Origin of the sequence: Bacillus sp. AP8 (genome assembly GCF_000321185.1) — a bacterium.
GTDB classification, from domain to species: domain Bacteria; phylum Bacillota; class Bacilli; order Bacillales; family DSM-1321; genus Bacillus_AD; species Bacillus_AD massilioanorexius.
Map to the genome: position 1 here is coordinate 42,667 of NZ_CAPG01000071.1, position 22,025 is coordinate 64,691.

General features: G+C 33.9%; 18 protein-coding genes and 2 pseudogenes. 7 read left to right on the forward strand and 13 right to left on the reverse strand.

All coding sequences use genetic code 11. The annotated features are described in order from the left end of the window. Positions 1 to 17: 17 nt before the first annotated feature. From BN349_RS24210 to pruA, 4 genes and pseudogenes are all read right to left on the reverse strand, one after another. Positions 18 to 1,271 (reverse strand): annotated as a pseudogene (locus tag BN349_RS24210) (amidohydrolase); the annotation flags it as partial. Between the two features lie 107 nt (positions 1,272 to 1,378). Next, positions 1,379 to 2,581, reverse strand: coding sequence for an ornithine--oxo-acid transaminase (locus BN349_RS17055; protein WP_019243546.1), 1,203 nt, complete (start codon positions 2,579 to 2,581; stop codon positions 1,379 to 1,381). Positions 2,582 to 2,646: 65 nt separating this feature from the next. Then, positions 2,647 to 3,993, reverse strand: a pseudogene (gene brnQ, locus BN349_RS24215) (branched-chain amino acid transport system II carrier protein). 513 nt (positions 3,994 to 4,506) lie between these two features. Next, on the reverse strand, positions 4,507 to 6,054 hold the full coding sequence (gene pruA, locus BN349_RS17065) for an L-glutamate gamma-semialdehyde dehydrogenase (RefSeq protein WP_019243549.1): 1,548 nt from the start codon (positions 6,052 to 6,054) through the stop codon (positions 4,507 to 4,509). 297 nt (positions 6,055 to 6,351) lie between these two features. Here pruA and BN349_RS17070 point away from each other — a divergent pair, with 297 nt between their 5' ends. Further along, on the forward strand, positions 6,352 to 7,764 hold the full coding sequence (locus tag BN349_RS17070) for a sigma-54 interaction domain-containing protein (RefSeq protein ID WP_026089359.1): 1,413 nt from the start codon (positions 6,352 to 6,354) through the stop codon (positions 7,762 to 7,764). 62 nt (positions 7,765 to 7,826) lie between these two features. Next, positions 7,827 to 8,387, forward strand: coding sequence for a GNAT family N-acetyltransferase (locus BN349_RS17075; RefSeq protein ID WP_019243551.1), 561 nt, complete (start codon positions 7,827 to 7,829; stop codon positions 8,385 to 8,387). Positions 8,388 to 8,680: 293 nt separating this feature from the next. On the opposite strand, the gene BN349_RS17080 is transcribed toward BN349_RS17075, so the two are convergent. Both BN349_RS17080 and BN349_RS17090 read right to left on the reverse strand, forming a co-directional pair. Next, entirely contained in the window at positions 8,681 to 9,265 is a 585-nt protein-coding gene (locus BN349_RS17080; protein WP_019243552.1) for a peroxiredoxin family protein, read from the reverse strand. 652 nt (positions 9,266 to 9,917) lie between these two features. Continuing rightward, entirely contained in the window at positions 9,918 to 10,628 is a 711-nt protein-coding gene (locus BN349_RS17090) for a cytochrome c biogenesis CcdA family protein (RefSeq protein WP_019243554.1), read from the reverse strand. 310 nt (positions 10,629 to 10,938) lie between these two features. Here BN349_RS17090 and BN349_RS17095 point away from each other — a divergent pair, with 310 nt between their 5' ends. Then, a complete protein-coding gene (locus BN349_RS17095; RefSeq protein ID WP_019243555.1) occupies positions 10,939 to 11,949 on the forward strand; it encodes an LLM class flavin-dependent oxidoreductase in 1,011 nt (336 codons plus the stop codon). 63 nt (positions 11,950 to 12,012) lie between these two features. On the opposite strand, the gene BN349_RS17100 is transcribed toward BN349_RS17095, so the two are convergent. The 3 genes from BN349_RS17100 to BN349_RS17110 all read right to left on the reverse strand — a co-directional run bounded on the left by BN349_RS17100 (position 12,013) and on the right by BN349_RS17110 (position 15,530). Further along, positions 12,013 to 12,825: a 5'-methylthioadenosine/adenosylhomocysteine nucleosidase gene (locus BN349_RS17100; RefSeq protein ID WP_019243556.1), complete on the reverse strand. Its 813-nt coding sequence runs from the start codon at positions 12,823 to 12,825 to the stop codon at positions 12,013 to 12,015. A 282-nt stretch (positions 12,826 to 13,107) separates the two neighbouring features. After that, positions 13,108 to 14,070, reverse strand: coding sequence for a sensor domain-containing diguanylate cyclase (locus BN349_RS17105; RefSeq protein ID WP_019243557.1), 963 nt, complete (start codon positions 14,068 to 14,070; stop codon positions 13,108 to 13,110). 374 nt (positions 14,071 to 14,444) lie between these two features. After that, positions 14,445 to 15,530 carry a Rho termination factor N-terminal domain-containing protein gene (locus tag BN349_RS17110; RefSeq protein WP_019243558.1) on the reverse strand — a complete coding sequence of 362 codons (1,086 nt, stop codon included), beginning with the start codon at positions 15,528 to 15,530 and terminating at the stop codon, positions 14,445 to 14,447. Between the two features lie 316 nt (positions 15,531 to 15,846). Between BN349_RS17110 and BN349_RS17115 the strand changes: the two genes are divergently transcribed. Continuing rightward, positions 15,847 to 17,586 carry a methyl-accepting chemotaxis protein gene (locus tag BN349_RS17115; RefSeq protein ID WP_019243559.1) on the forward strand — a complete coding sequence of 580 codons (1,740 nt, stop codon included), beginning with the start codon at positions 15,847 to 15,849 and terminating at the stop codon, positions 17,584 to 17,586. A 102-nt stretch (positions 17,587 to 17,688) separates the two neighbouring features. Here the strand turns inward: BN349_RS17115 and BN349_RS17120 are convergent, their stop codons facing one another. Further along, positions 17,689 to 17,910 carry a YdbC family protein gene (locus BN349_RS17120; protein WP_019243560.1) on the reverse strand — a complete coding sequence of 74 codons (222 nt, stop codon included), beginning with the start codon at positions 17,908 to 17,910 and terminating at the stop codon, positions 17,689 to 17,691. A gap of 88 nt (positions 17,911 to 17,998) precedes the next feature. Next, positions 17,999 to 18,817, reverse strand: a complete 819-nt coding sequence (locus BN349_RS17125; RefSeq protein WP_019243561.1) for a Cof-type HAD-IIB family hydrolase — start codon at positions 18,815 to 18,817, stop codon at positions 17,999 to 18,001. Between the two features lie 276 nt (positions 18,818 to 19,093). Here BN349_RS17125 and BN349_RS17130 point away from each other — a divergent pair, with 276 nt between their 5' ends. From BN349_RS17130 to BN349_RS17140, 3 genes are read left to right on the forward strand one after another with little or no spacing between them, the layout of a single operon-like run. Beyond that, positions 19,094 to 19,672 carry a TetR family transcriptional regulator gene (locus tag BN349_RS17130; protein ID WP_019243562.1) on the forward strand — a complete coding sequence of 193 codons (579 nt, stop codon included), beginning with the start codon at positions 19,094 to 19,096 and terminating at the stop codon, positions 19,670 to 19,672. Between the two features lie 60 nt (positions 19,673 to 19,732). Further along, positions 19,733 to 20,077, forward strand: coding sequence for a DMT family transporter (locus tag BN349_RS17135; RefSeq protein WP_019243563.1), 345 nt, complete (start codon positions 19,733 to 19,735; stop codon positions 20,075 to 20,077). Then, positions 20,077 to 20,391: a DMT family transporter gene (locus tag BN349_RS17140; RefSeq protein ID WP_019243564.1), complete on the forward strand. Its 315-nt coding sequence runs from the start codon at positions 20,077 to 20,079 to the stop codon at positions 20,389 to 20,391. The genes BN349_RS17135 and BN349_RS17140 overlap by 1 nt, the downstream gene beginning before the upstream one ends. Before the next feature lie 184 nt (positions 20,392 to 20,575). On the opposite strand, the gene BN349_RS17145 is transcribed toward BN349_RS17140, so the two are convergent. Both BN349_RS17145 and BN349_RS17150 read right to left on the reverse strand, forming a co-directional pair. After that, on the reverse strand, positions 20,576 to 21,412 hold the full coding sequence (locus BN349_RS17145) for a dimethyl sulfoxide reductase anchor subunit family protein (RefSeq protein ID WP_019243565.1): 837 nt from the start codon (positions 21,410 to 21,412) through the stop codon (positions 20,576 to 20,578). A gap of 21 nt (positions 21,413 to 21,433) precedes the next feature. Then, positions 21,434 to 22,012, reverse strand: a complete 579-nt coding sequence (locus BN349_RS17150; RefSeq protein ID WP_019243566.1) for a DMSO/selenate family reductase complex B subunit — start codon at positions 22,010 to 22,012, stop codon at positions 21,434 to 21,436. Between the last annotated feature and the right edge of the window lie 13 nt (positions 22,013 to 22,025).

Below are 22,025 nucleotides of genomic sequence, written 5' to 3' on the forward strand. Positions count from 1 at the left end.
ATAATCTCCTCTCTAATTTAGCTAATTTCAGCTACTTCTTTTTGGTAAACTAGACTACCAGATATATATGTTTGTTCCACTGATATTTCTCCAATTTTATTTGCTTCAATACTCAAAATATCTTGATCTAAAACGATAAAATCAGCAGAATAACCTTCTTTTAATTGTCCAATATTCGGTATTCTTGTGATTTCTTGTGCAGCTCTTGTGTATAATTCAATGGCGGTTGCAACATCTACACGTTCTTGTTGCCCAGTATCAGTACAAGCTACCCTAGTAATAGCTGATTGTATGGTTACAAATGGATTCACTGGATCAGCCCAGGCTGTAGCAGGAGCATCTGAAGAAAACGCAACTGGTACACCTGCTTTTAATAAAGATTGAATTGGGTAGGCCTTTTGTGTACGTTCTAACCCAATGTTATTTATATAACTTTCAATTTCAGCGAATTGGAAAATAGGCTGTGTTACAACTGCTATTTTTTCTTCTGCCATTCTCTGAATCGCTTTTTCTGTTGGCAATGCTGCATGCTCCAAACGTATAGATGGACCATCCTCCAACCATGCCGGAATTTCTGCAAATGTATTAATAATAAAATCAATAGCTTGCTCACCCATTGCATGTATTACTAATTGAATACTATTTTGCTTAGCAGCTTCTGCAGCATCAAGTAATTCCTTTTCTGTCACAGTTTGAATTCCACAATTATCTTCTGTCCCGACAAAAGGTTCACTTACCCACGCAGTTTGTCCAGACACACTCCCATCAGAGAATAGTTTAATTCCACCTATATGAATCGCTTTTTCACGATCAAGTTTCTCTGTTTCAATAGTAGATTGATTCTCAATATGATCCCACATATAATACAATACCGTTCTTTGCTTGAAGACTTTTTCTTTTGCAGAAGTATATATATCATAGTAATTAACCGGCATTTTTAAGGCCATCAAATCTGTTATAGCAGTGATACCTTTTGATAGCAAAACCTTGCTCAATTCAGCTAATAAAATCGCATCTTCTTCTACCGTTTTCTTAGGCATGATATCCTTTACTAAGTCTTTTGCATTTTCTCTTAATATTCCCGTTGGCTCTCCATTTACATCACGATCTATTTTTCCTCCAACTGGATCCTTCGTTTCTTTTGTAATTCCTGCTAATGCTAATGCTTTACTATTTACTGAAACGATATGTCCACACGTTCTTGTTATAATAACAGGCGCATTTGGAACTGCTTGATCAAGATCAGAACGAAGAGGTGCTCTACCTTCTGCAAGTTTTCCTTCATCTTCTCCCTATCCCATATTAATCATATGGGATAGGGAGAAAAGAAAAGAAAAGAAAAAAGCTAACGGTATAACCGCTAGCTTCGAAGAATACCTTACGCAAATACTTTTTTAATCTTTTCAATCGCCCAATCAAGATCCTCTTTTGAAATAATAAGAGGGGGTGCAAAGCGAATTACAGTATCGTGTGTTTCTTTACATAAAAGTCCTTCATCTTTTAATTGTTCGCAATAAGGACGAGCCTCTTCAGTTAACTCCATACCAATGAATAATCCACGTCCACGTACTTCTTTAATAATTGGATTTTTAATTTCAGAAAGTTTTGCTTTGAAATATTCACCAAGCTCAAGTGATCTATTTACAAGCTCTTCTTCTTCAATTACTTCTAAGGATGCAATTGAGACAGCGCAAGCAAGTGGATTCCCCCCAAAAGTAGAACCATGTGAACCAGGATTAAAGACATTTAAGATATCTTTATTAGCCACTACACATGAAATTGGGAATACACCACCGCCTAATGCTTTACCAAGAATTAAGATATCTGGATTCACATCTTCCCATTGATAAGCAAATAGTTTACCTGTTCTAGCTAAACCAGTTTGTATTTCATCTGCTATAAATAACAAATTATTTTCTTTACATAGAGCACCTGCTGCTTTCAGGAACCCTTCAGGTGGAATAACAATTCCCGCTTCTCCTTGAATTGGTTCAATTAGAAATGCTGCTGTATTTGGTGTAATTGCTGCCTTTAGCGCTTCTAAATCTCCATAAGGAATTAATTTAATTCCAGGTAACATTGGTCCAAAGCCACGTTTGTATTCTGCTTCCGATGAAAGTGAAACAGCTGTCATTGTACGGCCATGAAAATTCCCTGTACATGCAATGATTTCTGCTTGATTTTCTGCCACGCCTTTTACATCATAAGCCCAACGTCTAGCCGCCTTTACAGCCGTTTCTACCGCTTCTGCACCAGTATTCATAGGTAAAACCATATCTTTATTTGTTAAAGAGCTTACTTTTTCATACCATGGTCCAAGTTGATCACTATGAAATGCTCGAGATGTCAAAGTTACACGATCCGCTTGATCTTTTAATGCTTGAATAATTTTAGGATGACGGTGACCTTGGTTTACAGCTGAGTATGCACTAAGCATATCAATATATTTATTCCCTTCAGGAGATTTTACCCACACTCCTTCTGCTTCAGAAATAACGATTGGTAGTGGATGATAGTTGTGCGCACCAAATTCTTCCGTTTGTTTAATAATTTTTTCAGATACATTTACAGTTGTTGCCATATTATTTCCTCCTAAATGATTATTCCTTATTTTTATATTATTTTAATATTCTATCTTTTTAGCTGTTAATCGATGTCAGTACTATCGATTATCACTTCTTGATTTTGATTATTAGATGTAAATTTATATATGATGGCTCCTATGATAAACCCTACAATAGCTGGGACAAGCCATGCAAATCCATTGGGACTAAAAGGTAGATTGGCAATGAATGCATCCATTAAAGAGATTTTCAAACCAAGAGACATTACTGTTTCAGATAAGCTAATAATAAAAGTTAATAGAATTGCTCCTCTATAAGCTCCTGGATTCGGGATATATTTGCGAAATACACCTAAAAATACCAAGACGATGGCTACAGGATATAGTGCCAAGAAAATTGGCATTGCATAATCCACAATTTTTTCAACTCCAATAGATCCAATAGCAATTCCTGCAAGACAAACGACTAACGCCCATATGCGATATGAAATTTTGTTTTTAGTAAGATCATTCAAAAATTCAGCCGTAACAACTGTTACACCTATTGTAGACGTTAAACAAGCTAATGCTATTGCAACTGAAAGAGCAATTGTACCGAATTGTCCTAAAAGCATACGTACAATTTGTGCAACAAGTGCTGTACTATCAATATTATCAGGAAAAATCCCACTGCCAGCTGCACCGATAAAAAGCAAACCGCCATAAATGATAAGTAAACCAAGTCCAGCTATAAATGTACCAATTAATGCGATTTTTCTCATTTGAGTACCTTTGTAACCATATGCTTTAATCGCTGCGATAAATATGGGGGCACAGAATATTCCTGTTACTACATCACCAGTCTGGTATGCATTTATAAATGCATTGGAGAAGGGATTCGATAGAGTTGTCTTTATAGGTTCTCCTATAGGAGAAAAAATTCCTTTACCTACAATAAATAATAGAATAATTACTAGTAGAGGTGTAAGGATTTTGCCAATTTTTTCGATAACATTTGATTGATCCATAGAAAAATAATAGCTTATAGCGAAAAAGACAACAATCGTCACGATAGATGGGACCTGTGGAAATAATGTGTGAATTCCTAATTCATGCGTCGTCGCTCCCATTCTAGGAATGGTGACAAACATACCTATTCCCACCATAAGAAAAAGATTAAAAACCTTATAAAACCACGGACTAATAGGTCTTGTTAAATCCTCGAATTTACCTCCAGCATTTTAAATAGCAATTACTGCTAATAAGGGTAGAACAATACCTGTCGTACAAAATCCAATCAACGCTGATATCCAATTCGTTCCAGACACATGACCAATGGACGGAGGAAAAATTAAGTTTCCTGCGCCAAAGAATATAGCGAAAAGAGCGAAACCTACAATTAAGCTATGTTGTATTGTTTTGTTCAAATCATCTTCTTTCCCTTCATTCAATCTAAACCTTTGCTAAAACTACATGTAAAATAAATTAAATCGTACTGCCTAAATGAGAAGAAATTATTCTTCTAGATTTTCCTATATCGTTAATAAAACCAGGAGGAAATCAATATTCCTCCTATTTTTTCACTGAAATTAGAAGTTTGTTTTTCTAGCTCCAATTCCATTTCTACACTTCATATATTTGCAATACTTGCATCCTTCGAAACGTAGCTGGTAAAAGGTAGTCGTTTTCGCAAAGATGATTGAATAACAAACTTAAACGTTTGTACTTCGCTATTTCTATTCTTTTTATCTCTTTGGAGATCAAATGGAACCTTAGCAAAATAATTGTGAAGTATATTTATACTTTCTATATCCCGTTCAAACTGGCGCTAAGACTCCCACTTCAAAACGAAGAGGAAACATAGTTATTTAAGTGGGAGACAAGTGCTAGTAAGAACCCAATTGGTTCAACTAATGAATGGTGGAGGATGAAGAAAAATCCCCACCATTCAAAGTTTCACTTTATTAGAATGTTTCAGCAATCGTTTTACCTTGCATATGAAGAAGTAAATAATCTGGGCTTCCTGCTTTGGAATCTGTTCCAGACATATTAAAGCCCCCAAAAGGTTGATATCCCACTATAGCTCCAGTGCATCCTCTATTAATATATAGATTACCTACATGGAACTCTTTTCTCGCACGTTCAATATGTTGACGATTATTTGAAATAATTGCTCCAGTTAAGCCATAATCTGTGTTATTCGCAATTTCCAGCATATGATCAAAATCATTTGCTTTACAGAAAGCTACAACTGGTCCAAAAATCTCTTCCTGCATGAGGCGGTCTTTTTCTTTTACATCTGCAATAATAGTTGGCTCAATGAAATAACCTTTTTCATTATTTCCTACTCCACCAGTCATAAGGCGGCCTTCTGATTTTCCAATTTCAATATAGCTCATAATTTTTTGATAAGCCTTTTCATCTATAACAGGTCCCATATACGTATCCGCCTCTTCAGGACTACCCATTTTTAATGTTTTTGTTAGTGCTACAGCTCTTTCCAGTACTTCATCATATACATCTTGATGAATAACTGCACGAGAACCAGCGGAGCATTTTTGACCTGAGAAGCCAAAAGCTGAATAAACAATGGATGGAACTGCGATATCTAAATCCGCATCTTTATCAACGATAATCGTATCTTTACCACCCATCTCTGCGATAACACGTTTCAACCAAATTTGGCCATCTTGTACTTTTGAAGCACGTTCATAAATACGACAGCCAACTGCACGAGAACCAGTGAATGATACAAAACGAGTTTTTGGATGTTCAACTAAATAATCTCCAATTTCAGCTCCACTACCTGAAATATAGTTCAATACACCAGCAGGAAGACCTGCTTCTTCCATCACTTCAACAAATTTAGCTGCGACAACTGGTGCTGTTTCTGCCGGCTTCAATAAAACGGTATTTCCAGTAACAATTGCTGCGACAACTGTTCCAGCCATAATAGCTAATGGAAAGTTAAATGGTGAAATAACAATACCTACCCCAAGAGGAATGTAATTATATTCATTATGTTCCCCTTCACGACTTTTAACAGCAGAACCAGTTTTCAATTCAATCATTTGTCGTGCATAAAATTCAAGAAAATCAATCGCTTCTGCAGTATCAGCATCTGCTTCTTTCCAAGGCTTAGCAGTTTCTTTTACTAGCCAGCTTGAAAATTCATGTTTTCTGCGTCTTAAAATAGCTGCTGCACGAAATAGTACGCTTGAACGTAGCTCAGGATCTGTCATTTTCCATGATTCAAATGCTTTTAAAGCAGATTGCATAGCTTTTTCTGCCAGTTCTTTATCTGCCATCGATACTGTTCCAATTACTTCATCTTTTTGAGCTGGATTTATAGAACTTGTTTTAACGTCTGATACAACTCGCTCTCCATTAATAACAAGTGGATATTCTTTTCCAAGCTGTTTATTTACATAAGCTAACGCTTCCAAAAAAGCTTGCTTATTCTCTTTAATCGCAAAATTTGTAAACGGTTCATGTGTATAAGTAGTAACCATTAATATCCCTCCAAAACGATATGTATTTAGTCTACTTAACAACTTTGCAAGAAACATGCCAACACTAAATATATTGCTATTAATGGATTTTACTATGATTTGATCACTTGAATAGCAAAATTTTTTGGCACACCATGCAAAATTCTTTTCAGAAAACTCTTTCTATTATATAGTGTTTAATATTAAAGTAATTTACTTGTTAAGTTCTTGATTCCTAACCGTTTCATTTTGGAACCTATTCTACTATTGGTATTTCTACCCTAGAACCAGTTTGAATAAGATAAACAACAGAGAGGGATGAATAAATTGAATGAAGATCATCTTTTATATTTAAATTCTTTTTATGAAGAAATCATAGACAAAATTGATATAGGGATCCATGCGGTTGATGCCGAAGGAAAAACCATCATATACAATCAAAAAATGAGAGAAATGGAATCTATGGATAGCAAAGACGTTTTGCACAAAAATTTGCTCGATGTTTTTATGTTTCAGGAAAATCAAAATAGCACCCTTGTTCATTCTCTTCAAAATGCAGAAGAAATCATGAATGTTAAACAAACATACTTTAATAACAAAGGAACAGAAATCACCACAATGAATAATACCTTTCCATTTATTGTTGATGGAAAAATACAAGGTGCTGTAGAGATCGCTAAAGACATAACCAAAATCGAACGACTTATGCGTACTAATAGCATTCGTAAAACAGACACACGTTTTACCTTCGAAAGTATTATCGGGAATAGTGAAGCGATTAAAGAAGTCATTGAACTATCTAGACGTGCAACTCGTACATCTTCATACGTTTTGATTGTCGGAGAAACAGGAACAGGGAAAGAATTATTTGCACAAAGTATACACAATGGAAGTGCTCGGTCGTCCTCACCATTCATTTCTCAAAATTGTGCTGCTCTTCCAGACAATCTAATAGAAGGATTGCTTTTTGGTACAACAAAAGGGGCTTTTACAGGAGCAATTGATAGTGCTGGATTATTTGAACAAGCGGAGGGCGGAACCTTACTGTTAGATGAAATCAACTCCTTAAATATCCATCTACAAGCTAAGCTCCTAAGAGTACTCCAAGAAAAGAAAGTAAAACGTATTGGCGGTTCAAAAGAAATTCCTATTGATGTACGTGTTATTGCAACAATGAATGAAGATCCAGTCGACGCGATAGCCAATCATCACCTTCGAAAGGATTTGTATTATCGTTTAGGGGTTGTAACAGTCTTTATCCCTCCACTTCGTGAAAGATTTGGAGATATTCCATTATTAATCGAAAAATTCATTTCCAAATATAATGCTCTGTTTCAAATGAATGTTTTAGGTGTGAAGCAAAACGTTTTACAATCTTTTCAAGACTATCATTGGCCAGGAAATGTACGAGAACTAGAGCATATTATAGAAGCTTCTATGAACTTACTTCTTGACGAAGAATGGATAGAATTCGAACATCTTCCATTTCATTATCGAACAAAATCTACACATAAAGAACAGTCAACAAACTCAATAACTTTTGACCATTTTCTAAATGAAGAAAAAACACATTTAAAAGACCAACTAGAGTTATTTGAACTAAAATATATTAAACACTTCTTGAGTAAAAATGACTTCAGTATCACCAAAACAGCGAAACAATTAGGTTTAAGCCGTCAAAGTCTTCAATATCGAATAAAAAAACTAGGACTACAAGCAAAGGAAGAATAGTTATTCACGCTTCTTTTTTATAATCATGAGCAATAATTGTCCTCTAACAAGGAGTGTTAAAATTGAATCCGGTTTTATTAGATTTTCCAACTGAATTCACTACTGAAAGACTTATCATTCGTATGCCGTTACCCGGTGATGGCCAAGCGGTGCATGATGCCATTATTCATTCTCTTCCCGAATTAAAGCAGTGGATGATTTTTGCACAAAAAGAACAGTCACTAGAAGTAATCGAAACGAATGTACGTGAAGCCTATGTGAATTTCCTAAAGAGATCTGACTTGCGTTTACATGTTTTTTCTAAAGAAACTGGTGATTTCGTTGCTTCATCTGGTTTACATCGTATCGATTGGTCAATTCCTAAATTTGAAATTGGCTATTGGATAAATTCCTCCTATTCAGGTAAAGGGTATATGAGCGAAGCTGTTCAAGGTATAACAGATTTTGCTGTAAAAGAGTTAAAAGCTAAAAGAATAGAAATTCGCTGTGATTCAAAAAACAGTAGAAGTCGTGCTGTCGCAGAAAGATTAGGATATACTCTCGAAGGTATTTTAAGAAACAATGCTAAATCTGTAGCAAATAATGATTTAATTGATACTTGTATCTATGCAAAAATTTTTTAGTAAGCCTTTTAAAGTACAGACACAGGATTATTATTTACTATTTGCGAATGGAGAACTCTCCTACAAAAAAATAGGCTAATCCAAATCCCCCCCCTGAAACGAAGAGGCTGATATGTACTGTTCATTGAAAAAAAATATCAATGAACAAGCCAAAATACAAAAGAAGTTCACATGATGAAATGTGAACTTTTGTATTTTGACTTTAATTATAGTTACTTTTTATCAAGAGCATCCCGCTCAACAAGATCCATTATCAGTAATGGACTTTAAAACAGCCTCTTATTTAATTCCGTTCACTTTATACTGGTAATAAGCTGATTCATTCTGTCCTCATCCATTGGTCCGACGATTTTTTGGGTGATAATTCCTTTTGAATCAAGAATATAACTCGTTGGTATCGAATATACCTTGTACATGTTCCCAACTACTCCCTCTGTATCAAGTAGTATAGGAAATGTCAATTGATAATCTTTAACGAATTCATCCACTACATCCAATCCTTTATCCGAGCTTGTTAAATTAACGGCTAGTAAAGTCACATCTTTATTTTGATTTTTTAAATAAAAGTTTTGCATATGAGGCATTTCGGCTTTACACGGTGGACACCATGTAGCCCAAAAATTTAGAATCACTTTTTTTCCTCGAAAATCGGTTAGCTTTACCTGTTGTCCGTCTAAAGTCTTCAACTCAAAATCTGGTGCCTTAGCTCCTACCTCAAGTGAGCTCTGCTGCTCTATTTCACTTACCTCTTTAGTATTTGCTTCTTTTTCACTAGAAATCTTTTTCTCACTTTCAACATCCGATGGCTTCCAAATGTTCACAACTATAATAGCAACAGCAATAATTAAGATTGCTATAGTTAGTAAGTTTTTTTTCAAGTGAACGATTCCTCCTTATGAAATAACTTTAATAATATAAAAAATACGCCAAATACAAGAAACACGATATTCTTCATGACCATAAATCCACCAAATAAGCTGAACAATAACAATTGTATTAACAACAGTAATAGAAACATTTGTGTAGATACTGCTGGGCTATACTCACTTTTTCTTATAAATAAAATGGAAACGAAAACGAGTAAAATAACCTGGATTAGCGTAGGTAAAGCTTGCTTTTCAAAAATAGAAAGGCCCATTTCGTATAACAGAAGAAAAAAGATATAGGAAGGAATGAACTCCTCTTTTATGATTAATCTATTCTTTTTAGTTCGAAACATGATATAGATAGCAACAAAACAGAAAGCTAAAATATGTCCTTTTATTCCTCCATTAAAATAAAAGACTGACCAGGGTGCTTCCCAAAAAAGATTAAAGTGGAACAAAAGATAACTTAGTTTGTATACTCCTATATATATAAAGATACTATTCCAATACCAATCCCCTAGACTCTTTTTTTCTATGACTTTAAAAAGAAACGCTCCAATAAAAAGGGCTAAAAATGAAGCGAGAATACTCACCTGAATAGTAAATTTGCCAAGTGTAAGATAAGACAAAATATCTCTCCATTTCTATCAAATGATTAGAATCGTTACCAAAAAAGATTAAAAGATGAAAGCCAAGCACTAATTTTTTGCATTTGACCTGATAATACTAAGAAGCCTAGTAGAATCATAATCATTCCATTAATAAAAGAAAGCTTTCCTAAATATTTATTAATGCGTCGAAGAGTTTTTAATGAATATGATAAAGCAATTGATATTATGAGAAACGGGATAGCCATACCTACAGAATAAGCAATTAATAGAAACATACCTTGGTATAACGTATCTGTAGAACTTGCTAATAAAAGAATAGAAGATAAAGCCAGTCCTACACATGGAGTCCAACCACTAGCAAATGCCATACCTAAAAGTATGCTACTGAATATCCCTTTTGTTTTTTTCTCGGTGTGAAACCTCTTTTCTTTCATTAGAAAATTAAGCTTTAAAAGTCCTGCCATTTGTAAACCGAAAATAATGATAAGAAAACCAGCTATTTGCATTATAATCATTCTGTAATCTAAGAATACTTTTCCAAGAAAACTCGCTGAAGCACCCATAACGGTAAATATTAAACTAAAACCAATAATAAATCCAAATGAGCGAATATAAAGTTTACTTTTATTCACATCAATTTTGGCATTTTCTATTTTCCCTCCAGTTAAATGCGTAATGTATGCTGGCAAAAGTGGGAATACACAAGGGGAAAAAAAAGACAATACACCTGCTGCAAGAGCAAAAAAGACTCCTATATCCTCCATTAAATGAAAAGCCTCCAATCTAATACAATTATGTACAAAAGCTTAACAATACCCTATATGGTATCATTTTAATTTATATCATTTATATTTCAAGAGAAACGACTTATTTTACTCCAATCCATCATATCTTAAGTAAAACAAATTATTTGTCATAATGGAAATTATTGATAATATATAAGAAAAACCGTCATCGGACCTTTTTGGTTCATCGATATTTTCAAGAAATGATTTCTCTGTAAATAAATAAGTTACAAGTCCTTTTAAGTAAAATGAAGTGTTATCAAATATATATAGAAAGAAGTGAGTGAACATGCCTGGAGATGAAAAATGTCTTTCCGATATCCCTTTTTCTATTTTAGATCTCTCTCCAATCCTATCAGGTGGAACTGTTCAAGATTCAATGAAAAACACGTTAGATTTAGCTCAGCATGCTGAAAAATGGGGATATAACCGATATTGGTTGGCGGAACATCATAATATGCCTGGAATCGCGAGCTCAGCTACATCGATTATGATTGGATATGTTGCTGCAGGAACAAAATACATACGAGTTGGTTCAGGTGGCATCATGTTACCTAATCATTCACCTCTTGTCATTGCTGAACAATTTGGAACTCTTGAATCAATCTATCCAAATCGAATTGATTTAGGACTTGGTCGTGCCCCAGGAACTGATCAATACACAGCTTATGCTTTGAGACGAGATAGTCGACGTGATGGTCATGATTTTCCAGAACAACTTCAAGAGCTGCGCACATACTTCAATCCTTCATTAACCATTGGGAAAAAGCATGTCAGAGCTATTCCAGGTGAAGGATTACATATTCCTATATGGTTATTAGGTTCTAGTGGATTCAGTGCTCAGCTTGCCGGACAATTGGGGTTACCATTTTCTTTTGCTAATCATTTTTCTCCTGAAAATACATTACCTGCATTAGACTTATATCGAAGAAGCTTTCAGCCATCAGATGTACTCGAAAAGCCATATGCAATGGTAGCATTGAATGTCATTGCAGCTGATACTGATGAAAAAGCCATGAAGTTAGCAACTTCAATGCAACAGCAATTTTTAAAATTAGTTCGTAATCAACCTGGTCCTCTTGATCCACCTATCGATAATATGGATGAAGTATGGAATCCAATGGAAAAAGCTGCATTAGAGCAACGAATTGGCTCATCTATAATCGGTAGCCGTGAAAGCGTTAAGAAGCAATTACAGGCTTTCCTGAATGAAACACAAGCTGATGAATTCATGATTAACTCACAAATCTACGATCATAGAGAACGATTACGATCTTATGAAATTGTTGGGATGATTTAAAAAACAAACAAAAAATGACTTGAAAGTATGATTTTCAAGTCATTTTTTTACTTCAATTATTTCTTATAGTTGTTTTAATAAATTCATTACAATTTGTGCTGACTTTTCAGCAGCTTTCGTTTCAAATTCTTCATAGGTTACATCTGCTTCACCATTAGCTAAATCAGAGATTGAACGAATAATTGTTACAGGTACCTTGTTTAAATAAGCAACGTGTGCGATAGCTGCCCCTTCCATTTCAGCAGCATATGCATCAAATTGTTCTACTAGTGATGTTTTTAAAGCCGCGTCACTAACAAAAATATCACCAGAAGCAATTGTTCCAATGTATGCTTTATTCTCTTTTAATACTTCACTAGCAACTTCTTGAGTTTTCTTTGCTAAATCTGCGTCTGTTTCAAAATAAGTTGGTTCACCATCACCGTGCATACCAGAAATATAACCTTTTTTATGTCCAAATGCTGTTACATCTGAGTCATGCTCTACTGCACGGTTAGAAATAACAACGTCCCCAACTTTTAAATCCTTATATAAACCACCAGCAACACCTGAATTAATGAGCGTGCTAACATTGAAATCATCTACTAAAATTTGTGCACATAAAGCTGCATTTACTTTTCCAATTCCTGATTGAACAATTACTACTTCTTTGCCGTTTAATGTTCCTTGATGAAATTCTAGGCCTGCTTTTTTTACGATCTTTTCATTATCTAATTTTGATTTAAGCGTTGTTACCTCTGAATCCATCGCACCGATAATACCTATTGGTTGTACTTGTTCATTTTTTTCAGCTGCGTTCTCTTTTTTCGGCTCATTTGATGAACATCCAGCTAAAATTGTAAATAGAGCCATAATTACTACTATAAGCTTTTTCATTTATTTGATCTCCTTAAAATTGGTTTTCATTTAATATGAAACTTATTATATAAATATAATATATAATTCGTCAATAGAAATTACGAACATTTTTATATAAGTACGTATTTATAATTCGCCTTTAAAGCTCACATACTAAAAAAACCAATAAAAAACCCATTATTTATAAGTATTTAAGGTTAACATTCAATATCCAATTTATATTTTGCTCTACAAAAAATAAATTATTCTAAAATAAAAAAAGAAGATCTACATATAGCAATGCTATTAGACCTTCTTTCCTTATATTTCATACATAAGCTTTTTTCTGAATTTATCGTCATACATATTACGGTCTGCTTCTTCAAATACACGATCCATTTGACCAATTGAATATGGACTATAAGAATACCCTACAGACATTCTTATTTTCATATCTGCACTATTGTCATTATATTCTTCAATGGCTGCGACTACATTATTCATTAATTGTTTAACATCCAGTTCAGTCCCTTGTGTTGTCAAAATAACAAACTCATCGCCGCCAATTCTTGAAATAGTGATATGATCGTTTGAAAAAATATTTAGTAACCCGGCTGTAATCTTAATTAATTGATCTCCTTTTCTATGACCATATGTGTCATTTACATATTTCAAATTATCTAAATCAAATATGATCATTCCAATAGGTGTATCTACTTTCGTATTATACGTATGAACAATATCATCATAATAATTGCGATTGTATGAGCCCGTAGCATTATCATGGTTAAGACGATATTCTACCTCCTGCTCCATTCGCAATTTTTCATCTATATTTCTAAGTATCCCCTGTATGCCAATCAATTTACCATCTTCATACACAGGAGTAGTAAATTCTTCAAAAGAGTGATACTCACCAGACCTATCCGCAATTCGAAAAATAAGTGGTTTACTATAATCTACCTCACCTTTTATTTTCTTTATCTGCATATCATAATCTTCCGGATGTATTAAGTTTAATAATATTTGTGGATCTTTATATATTTTCTCTGCTAAGTCCTTACCATACGTATCTTCTAACGGAGGATATATATACTTATACTTCCACTCAGGGATAAGTTCAAAATAGTATAGAGCATCCTTTGTATTTTCTACTAAAGAGTACATTTGCTTTTCCTTCATTAAGCTACTTTGTATTTGTTTACGTAATTTTTTATGAATCATTTGATAAAAAGCGCATGTTATAGCTACACCAATTACTAGACCTAGCACAAATCTAAACATGAAGCGTCCCTTTCTTTATAAACAGTAATAAATTTACATCACATGAACTTATTTTACCATGTAAATATACCTATTTCTATTTCAACTCATCTATATAAAGGAAAAATTTTACACATTTTTCATATCGTTTTATACTCTTCTTAACAATCAACCTAATCGTGAATGTACCTCTACATAAAAAATGATGTCTTATTTTTATGATGCGAGAGATTGTTCAAGCAAAAAGCCATATATAACTATCATTATATATGACAATAATTTGAAGAAGCTTCTTGAATTAATCTATATGGCAAGATATATAAAAGGTTTATGTCAAAAATGATTTCCATTCACTTTTGACATAAACCCTTTTCTTCAGGAATTAAGTAACGCTTTTAGTTACTGCCACAGCATTTCTTGTACTTTTTACCGCTATTACAAGGACACGGCTCATTTCTACCTATTTTCTCACTAGTAACAGGAGTTGTATTTTTTTCCTGTGCTGGAGATAATTCATTTGGTGTATACCCTTTTAAAATCCACAATCTTGTGTAATTAGCAACTTTCACTAATAAATCTACAAACTCTTTTATAGCTGCTTCATTTGGAAATTCAATTCTTTCTCCAATAGATGTCATAATATCTGTTAATGAATTTTGTGTTTGAATCATAAAGATAAAATCATCCACTAGATTCTCTAACAGTTCTGCAGATAGCTCGTAATTTTCTTGCAAATACTTCGCTAAAATCTCTACTTGTGGAGTCTTCTCAAACGTTTGCTTTCCGCTTACGTTAAACATCATTTCTTTAGGAATTGGACAATAAGGGATATTTAATCGATTTTGTTGATCAAGGATTTCCTGCTTCACATCCACTGCCAACTCATTCACAATATAGCCGTCTACTAACTGAAATCCACCGTAAAACTCAGATAAATAGGCAACATATTCTTCAAACCAGACCGCATCTATTTCTTCCTCAATGTATCCCTTAACCATCTCTTGAGCTGATAGAAGATCGATTACACCAAAATATCTCATCATTCCAAATAAAGTATGAGTGATTTTTTGATTTTTATTAACGCTTACCTTCAATTGAGATGGATCTAATTCATAAAATCGATCGATAATTTCTTTTGGCATAACTAGCAGTTGTTGGTCATCTTTTTTTACTGGATGAGCGTATCCAACGCTACTTAAATAAAATACATCTTCCATCTCTAATTGACTAACTTCTAACACTCCATTTTTAGTCATTAAAGTAACAACAGCTGTATATTGATCAACATTCATCAACATTGCACGATTAGCAACTGTTGATGGAATCCCTTCCGTTAGCGCTTCTACTAATTCTTGTTTTCGTAATGAACTTACATTTTTTATTTTCAAGTCTAGATTACGACGTATATTTTTAAGTTGATTAACTGTCAAAGAACCGAGCAGTTCCTCAAGCTTAAATTGTTCTTGTGCTTCCAAATTCATTATTGCATTTCCTCCTAATTCTTAAAGCGAAAAAAACTTAACCTTTTATATATATTAAAATAATTCTTCTAGCATCATACATGTAATTCATATAAAATTCCAGAATTCCTATTTATTTGACCATTAAAATGGTACTTTTTAAAACATCCTTTCTATTTTAGCAAAATTGTCTCTCTAAAGTGATGGAAATTTTATCACTTCTCTCAATTAGTTAAAAGTTAAATTACATTTTTTGTAACAACTTAGAATTAATATTCCGATATCATATAAATAGGGGATTAAAATTAGTTCATACTTATCGGGAGGAGATTTTCACATGAAAAACAAATATTTATCATTTAGAACAAAACTATTAATACTCTGTATTTCTATTATCATTATACCTGTCATTATAATCAGTATAAGTTCATATTCGATATCTAAAAATCAATTGAATGATATAGGTAAAAACGAACTAAAAACGAGATCCAAATCAGTTATTGGAATGATAGACATACTTAATGATGAAGTAAAAAAAGGCAATATAACATTAGAAGAAGCACAAGAAAAATTGCGTCTTGAACTATTTGGTGAAAAAGATGCAGAAGGAAATCGTCCACTCAATCCAGATTATACTTCTGGAAAAGCTGGCTATATCATCGCTTTAAATGAACAAGCAGTATCAGTCATGTCCTTTAATGGTGAAGGAGTCGATTATTCTAACAAAAAAACACCCGATGGTGTTCTAATTGGTCAAGAATTTCTGAAAAAAGGGGAAAAAGGTGGCTTCATTGAGTACGAATGGCTAAATCCTACTAGCAATAAAACGGAAAAAAAGATAACCTACGTACAGAAAGATCCACATTGGGGATGGATTATTGGCTCAACCGGTTATTTATCCGATTATAGTGCTGGAGCTAATAAAATCGCATATACAATCGCAATTATATCGATAATCTCGATCATTATTTTTTCACTTGATGCGATCTTCTTCGCAAGACGATTTATTAAGCCAATTACTCGAGTTAGTAATGAACTAGCTTTAACTGCGGAAGGAGATTTTTCTAGAGAAGATGTTAAAATCGCTTTTAAGGATGAAATTGGAACATTAACAAACGACTTCAACAAAATGAAAAATAATATGAAACAACTTATTTACAAGCTTGCTCAAACTACTGAACAAGTAGCCTCAGCCTCTGAACAACTTACAGCTAGTGCTAAGGAAACGAGCAAGGCTACTAACGACATTTCAATTTCTATACAAAGGATAGCTACAGGAGCAGAAATGAGTAATAACGGGATCGTTGAAAGTGCACAATCACTTGAAGAAGTATCTTTGGCTATCCAAAACCTAGCAGAAAATTCATCAGAGCTTTCTGAGCAAGGTACAAGAATTGTTAAACAAGCTAACAAAGGAAATGAATATGTATCCAATACGGTTGCACAAATAAAGTCGATTCATCAAAAGGTTATGGATAGTAACGAAGTGCTAAAATTACTGGATACTCGATCAAATGAAATTAATGATATAAGCCATATCATTACAAATATTGCTGAACAAACAAATCTACTCGCCTTAAATGCAGCTATTGAAGCTGCCCGTGCAGGCGAAAACGGAAACGGATTTGCAGTTGTTGCAGATGAGGTACGAAAACTTGCTGAGCAATCTCAACAATCGTCTAATCAAATATCCACTTTAATAAAAGAGATTCAATTTAATATGACACAATCAACTGAATCTATGAATCAAGTCGAGTTGGAAACAATTGAAGGTCTAGAATTGGTTCATAAAACGGAAACGAGCTTCAAGGAAATTAGTAACAATATGTATCATATGGAGGAAAGAATAACAGAGATGGCTGCTACAGTAGAGCAAATGTCTGCTAGTGCTGAAGAAGTTTCAGCTACCATAACAAATATATCCGAATCAACAAAAGATGCTTCTGCTCAAACACAGCTGGTTGCTGCATCAGCAGAACAGCAATTATCCTCTATGGAAGAGATTGCTTTATCTGCAAACTCTCTTTCTAACCTTGCAACTGGATTACAAGAACAAGTTAAGTCATTTAAATTATAAGATAAGAGGCTTCTGAAAAGTAATTTTTCAGAAGCCCCTTATCTACTCTTTGGTTAATATGAAAAGAGGGTGTCCATCTTGGATATCCTCTTTTCAATCTTTTTATAAGTCCATACCGTTCAATACATCACGTAACGCTTTTAATTCTTCGTGAGATAACGTAATACCCTTCCCCATCTTTTCATGATCAGGAGCCCAATCACGTAAATCATACTTAGCTTCTTTCCCATTCCAGCTAATCAAGTTAAGCTCTTTATTCCAACCTTTTGGAGACTGAGAAATTGTTCCGATACGATCTGTTATTTCATATTTAAAATCTGCCATCAAAAAACACTCCTCACAATTCAAGTAGGCCCTGTATTTATACCCGTTTTTTCAATTTCTAGTACTTCATTCACAAATCATTTACTATTTATTTTACATACTTTAACAAGGCTTGATTAAGTCCACCTTCATCATTCGAGGCAGTCGTTTCATTTGCTACTACCTTCACTTCCTCAGGAGCATTTCCCATCGCAATTCCCAAGCCAGCATAAGACAACATATCCATATCATTAAAATTATCACCAATTGCCATAATATTATCTCGTGTAATATTGTACATTTTTTCTAATTGTTTGATAGCGGTCGCTTTTGATACACCTCCTGTCATTATTTCCAGATAAGATGCCTGAGATTTAAAAATCGATAAATGAGAAAATGTTTTTTTCAAATGAGCTTCTAATTCATTAATATCTTCAGGGTTTCCTATACACATAACCTTATGGATTATGCAATCACCTTCGAGGAAAGAAGCAAAGTCAACTTTCTGAGGTGTCATTTTCGATATAGCTTGATCACGTTTTACCCATGGATTTTGTAAATCATCAACGAACCAATTATCATAACTACATATATTGAAACTAATTGTTTGATTAAAATTACTTATATCTTTATAAAGTTCTTGAGCATCATTAGTAGCAAGATTAAAGCTATGAATCGTCTTCACTTCAGAAGCATTATGATCCCTTTGCATAATTAGAGCGCCACTATAACAAATAATAGGAGTTTGAATGTTTAGTATCTCTTGTAGCATAAATATACCACTCGGCATTCGACCCGAGACTAGTATAAATGGTGTTCCCTTATTTGTTATTGTTTGAATCGTTTCCTGTAATTCGGTAGAAATTTGATGATTTGAATCTAATAATGTTCCGTCTATATCACTAAATACAGCCTTTATGTTTGGCATATTTGCAGCTCCTTAATAACTTGATACTCCTGTCTTATCAAAAAACAAATTACTTTGCAACGCCTGTTCCACATATACCAATATCATTCAACTTTGTATGTAATTGGTTCAACTTTCATAAAAAGCATTCAACTCTTGGTGAAAACCGTTCAACTCTTTATCATTTTGATTCAACTTCTTATTTCACCGGCTACACCTTCTCTAAATTGACTTTATAAACGATCCACTATATAATGAATGACATTCAGTCATTTTGATTATGGAAGAAGGTGAGTGATGGATAATAAAAAAGAAAGAATTATTCGAGCTGCCATTGACGTTTTTAAGGAGAAAGGCATCGAAAAAACAAAAGTGTCCGATATCGTAAAGTCAGCTGGTATTGCTCAAGGTACTTTTTATTTATATTTTCCTTCTAAACTTGCCGTAATGCCTTCCATAGCAGAAGAAATGGTAGATCGGATTATTGTCGCTATAAAAGAAAATGTTCAAAAAGAAGATTCTTTCTCAGATCAGCTTACACAATTAATTGACGTTGTCTTTAAAGTGACAGATGATTATCATGAAATTCTAGCTTTAATTTATGCAGGTCTTGCATCATCTGAACATTTAAAAGAATGGGAAACCATTTATAAGCCGTTTTATTCTTGGATGAGTACATTTTTAGAAGGAGCCAAAAATAATGGTTCTATACGTGAATCCATTCATCCAGATCGTACAGCTAAATTGTTAATTGGGCTGATTGAATCTGCTGCTGAACAAATTTATTTATATGATCATAGTAACGATCAAATTGTTCATACACAAAAACAAGAATTAATAGATTTTTTGAGTCATGCACTAGGTACACAAAACTAGTGATGCTCAAAAAATTTTAACATCAAAATGACTGATAGTCAGTCATTAAGGAGTGATGAAATGAATAAATCATGGTTATATGTTATTTTAACCTGTATTTTTGAATTACTATGGGTGTTTGGTTTTAATACCGCTAGCACTTGGTGGCATTGGGTGATTATACTTGTGATTATTTTCACAGATTTCCACTTTTTAGCGAAAGCTTGCGAAAATTTACCAACAGGTACTGTTTATGCTATTTTTGCAGGTGTAGGAACTGCTGGAACCACTTTAATGGATGTGTTTATTTTCGGAGGCACGTTCAGTATAGGAAAACTATTCTTCATCGTCATTCTAATCGCAGGAGTTATTGGTTTAAAACTAGCTGATAACAAAGTCGATGAAAAGACAGGAGATGTTCATTAATGGGTTGGTTATTTGTTTTTTTAGCAGCTTGCGCTGAAGTAATTGGAGTTGTTGGACTAAAAAAGTACAGTCAAACAAAAAATGTAGGTAATACCATTCTTTATATAGGTGGATTCGGAGCTTCTTTTATCCTTCTATATACTTCTTTTAATTATTTACAAGTGAGTATTGCTTATGCTGTTTGGATAGGTATTGGAACAGCAGGAGCGGTCCTTATAAATATGATTTTCTTTGGAGAATCCAAAAATATTGCACGAATTCTGAGTGTCATCGCTATAATTATTGGTGTTACAGGATTAAAGGCTTTATCATAGAAAAGTAGATTGAAGATACTAATAAGAGAGGGGGAACGCGATAATTTTCTTCCCTCTTTTTTATTACGTCTTTTTCTATTGATACTCCCCTTTTCGCATCTAAAAGGAATTTGTCCTCTAAGTCTATGTTCTCTTTCTATGAAAAGAAGCTATCTCAAATTTGAGATAGCTTCTTTTCATATTCTTATGCACCTAACACATAAAATACATATCTGCTCATACCTTCAGCTACAAGAATAGCTATAAGAGCTACATAGCTTACAGCAACCATTGATTTTTTGTTTGATGAAATAGCATAGAAACCGAAGATAGCCATACCTATGATTTCAATAATCCAGCGTACAATAATGACAGATTGATAATCTGCTAAGCTTGTAGATGCCGCAGTACCAGAAATCAGAATAACATCTCCATTAAAGGCTGCTAATAATGCTGCGCCAACTAATTGAATAGCGATACCTACCGCAGCCACAGAAAAACCAATTTTAAATAATTTTTTTGTTACATCAGCATTTTTAATAAATGTTGCATTTAAGCTCAGCATTAAAATTGCTCCTAGTGTTAACGTCGTTCCGTAGAAAGATAAGAAAGTATTTGCGCTATCCCAACCATTTACTAATGTATTAGAATAAATAGCTGCCATAGCATAAACATCTACCAAACCTACAAGTGCAGTCACTAATAGTAACCAAGGATTTACTTTCTTTTGAACAAAGAACAATCCAACTGTAATAATAGCTAACGCTATAAAGCATCCTGTAAATACGATTTCACGGCTCATCCAAGAATGTCCAAACCCTAGTATTGTATTAAAAGCATGACTTGGTTTTCCTAAATGGGCGAATGAAGCACCTAACCCTACAAGTGATAAAACAGCAATAACAATTAATGGTATTCTTAAAGCACTATACGTGTCTACACCATTTTTTTCTAAGCTTCGATGGAATAACCAAAGTACGAGCATTCCTCCAATGGCTGCCTGCATACTAATTGTAAATATTAATAATGGCCATTCATGCATCTTAATCCCTCCCTAATTAGATTATTTAGCTGCATCCTTATGCGGATTGATTACTAGATTTGGTTTTGTAATTTTCGAACTAGGTAATCCTTTGATGTCAGCAGTATCGCCATATTTTGCACGCAGCTCATCAATTGGTCCGAAATCAATCGCACGCATAATACAAGCTGCTACACAAGCTGGTTTTTCTCCCGCTTCTCTTAAATCAAGACATGTATCACATTTTGTCATCATACCTAGTTCTTCGTTATATTGAGGTGCACCATATGGGCAATTCCATGTACAATATTTACAACCTACACATTTTTCATGGTCAACCACGACAACTCCATCTTCTTCTCGCTTATGCATTGCACCAGTTGGGCATCCTTTGACACATCCCGGTTCATCACAATGGTTACATGAAATAGAAATATTAAAGGCCGTAACGTTATTAATCCAAGCCCCATCTTTATCCTTAGTAAATTTTCCAGATTCATTTACATATACTCGTCTGAAATTAACCCCAACTGGATTATCATTTTTATCTTTACAAGCTACGACACATGCATTACAGCCATTACAACGAGCTTGATCAATATAAAAACCTAATTGAGCCATGTTTTATTCCTCC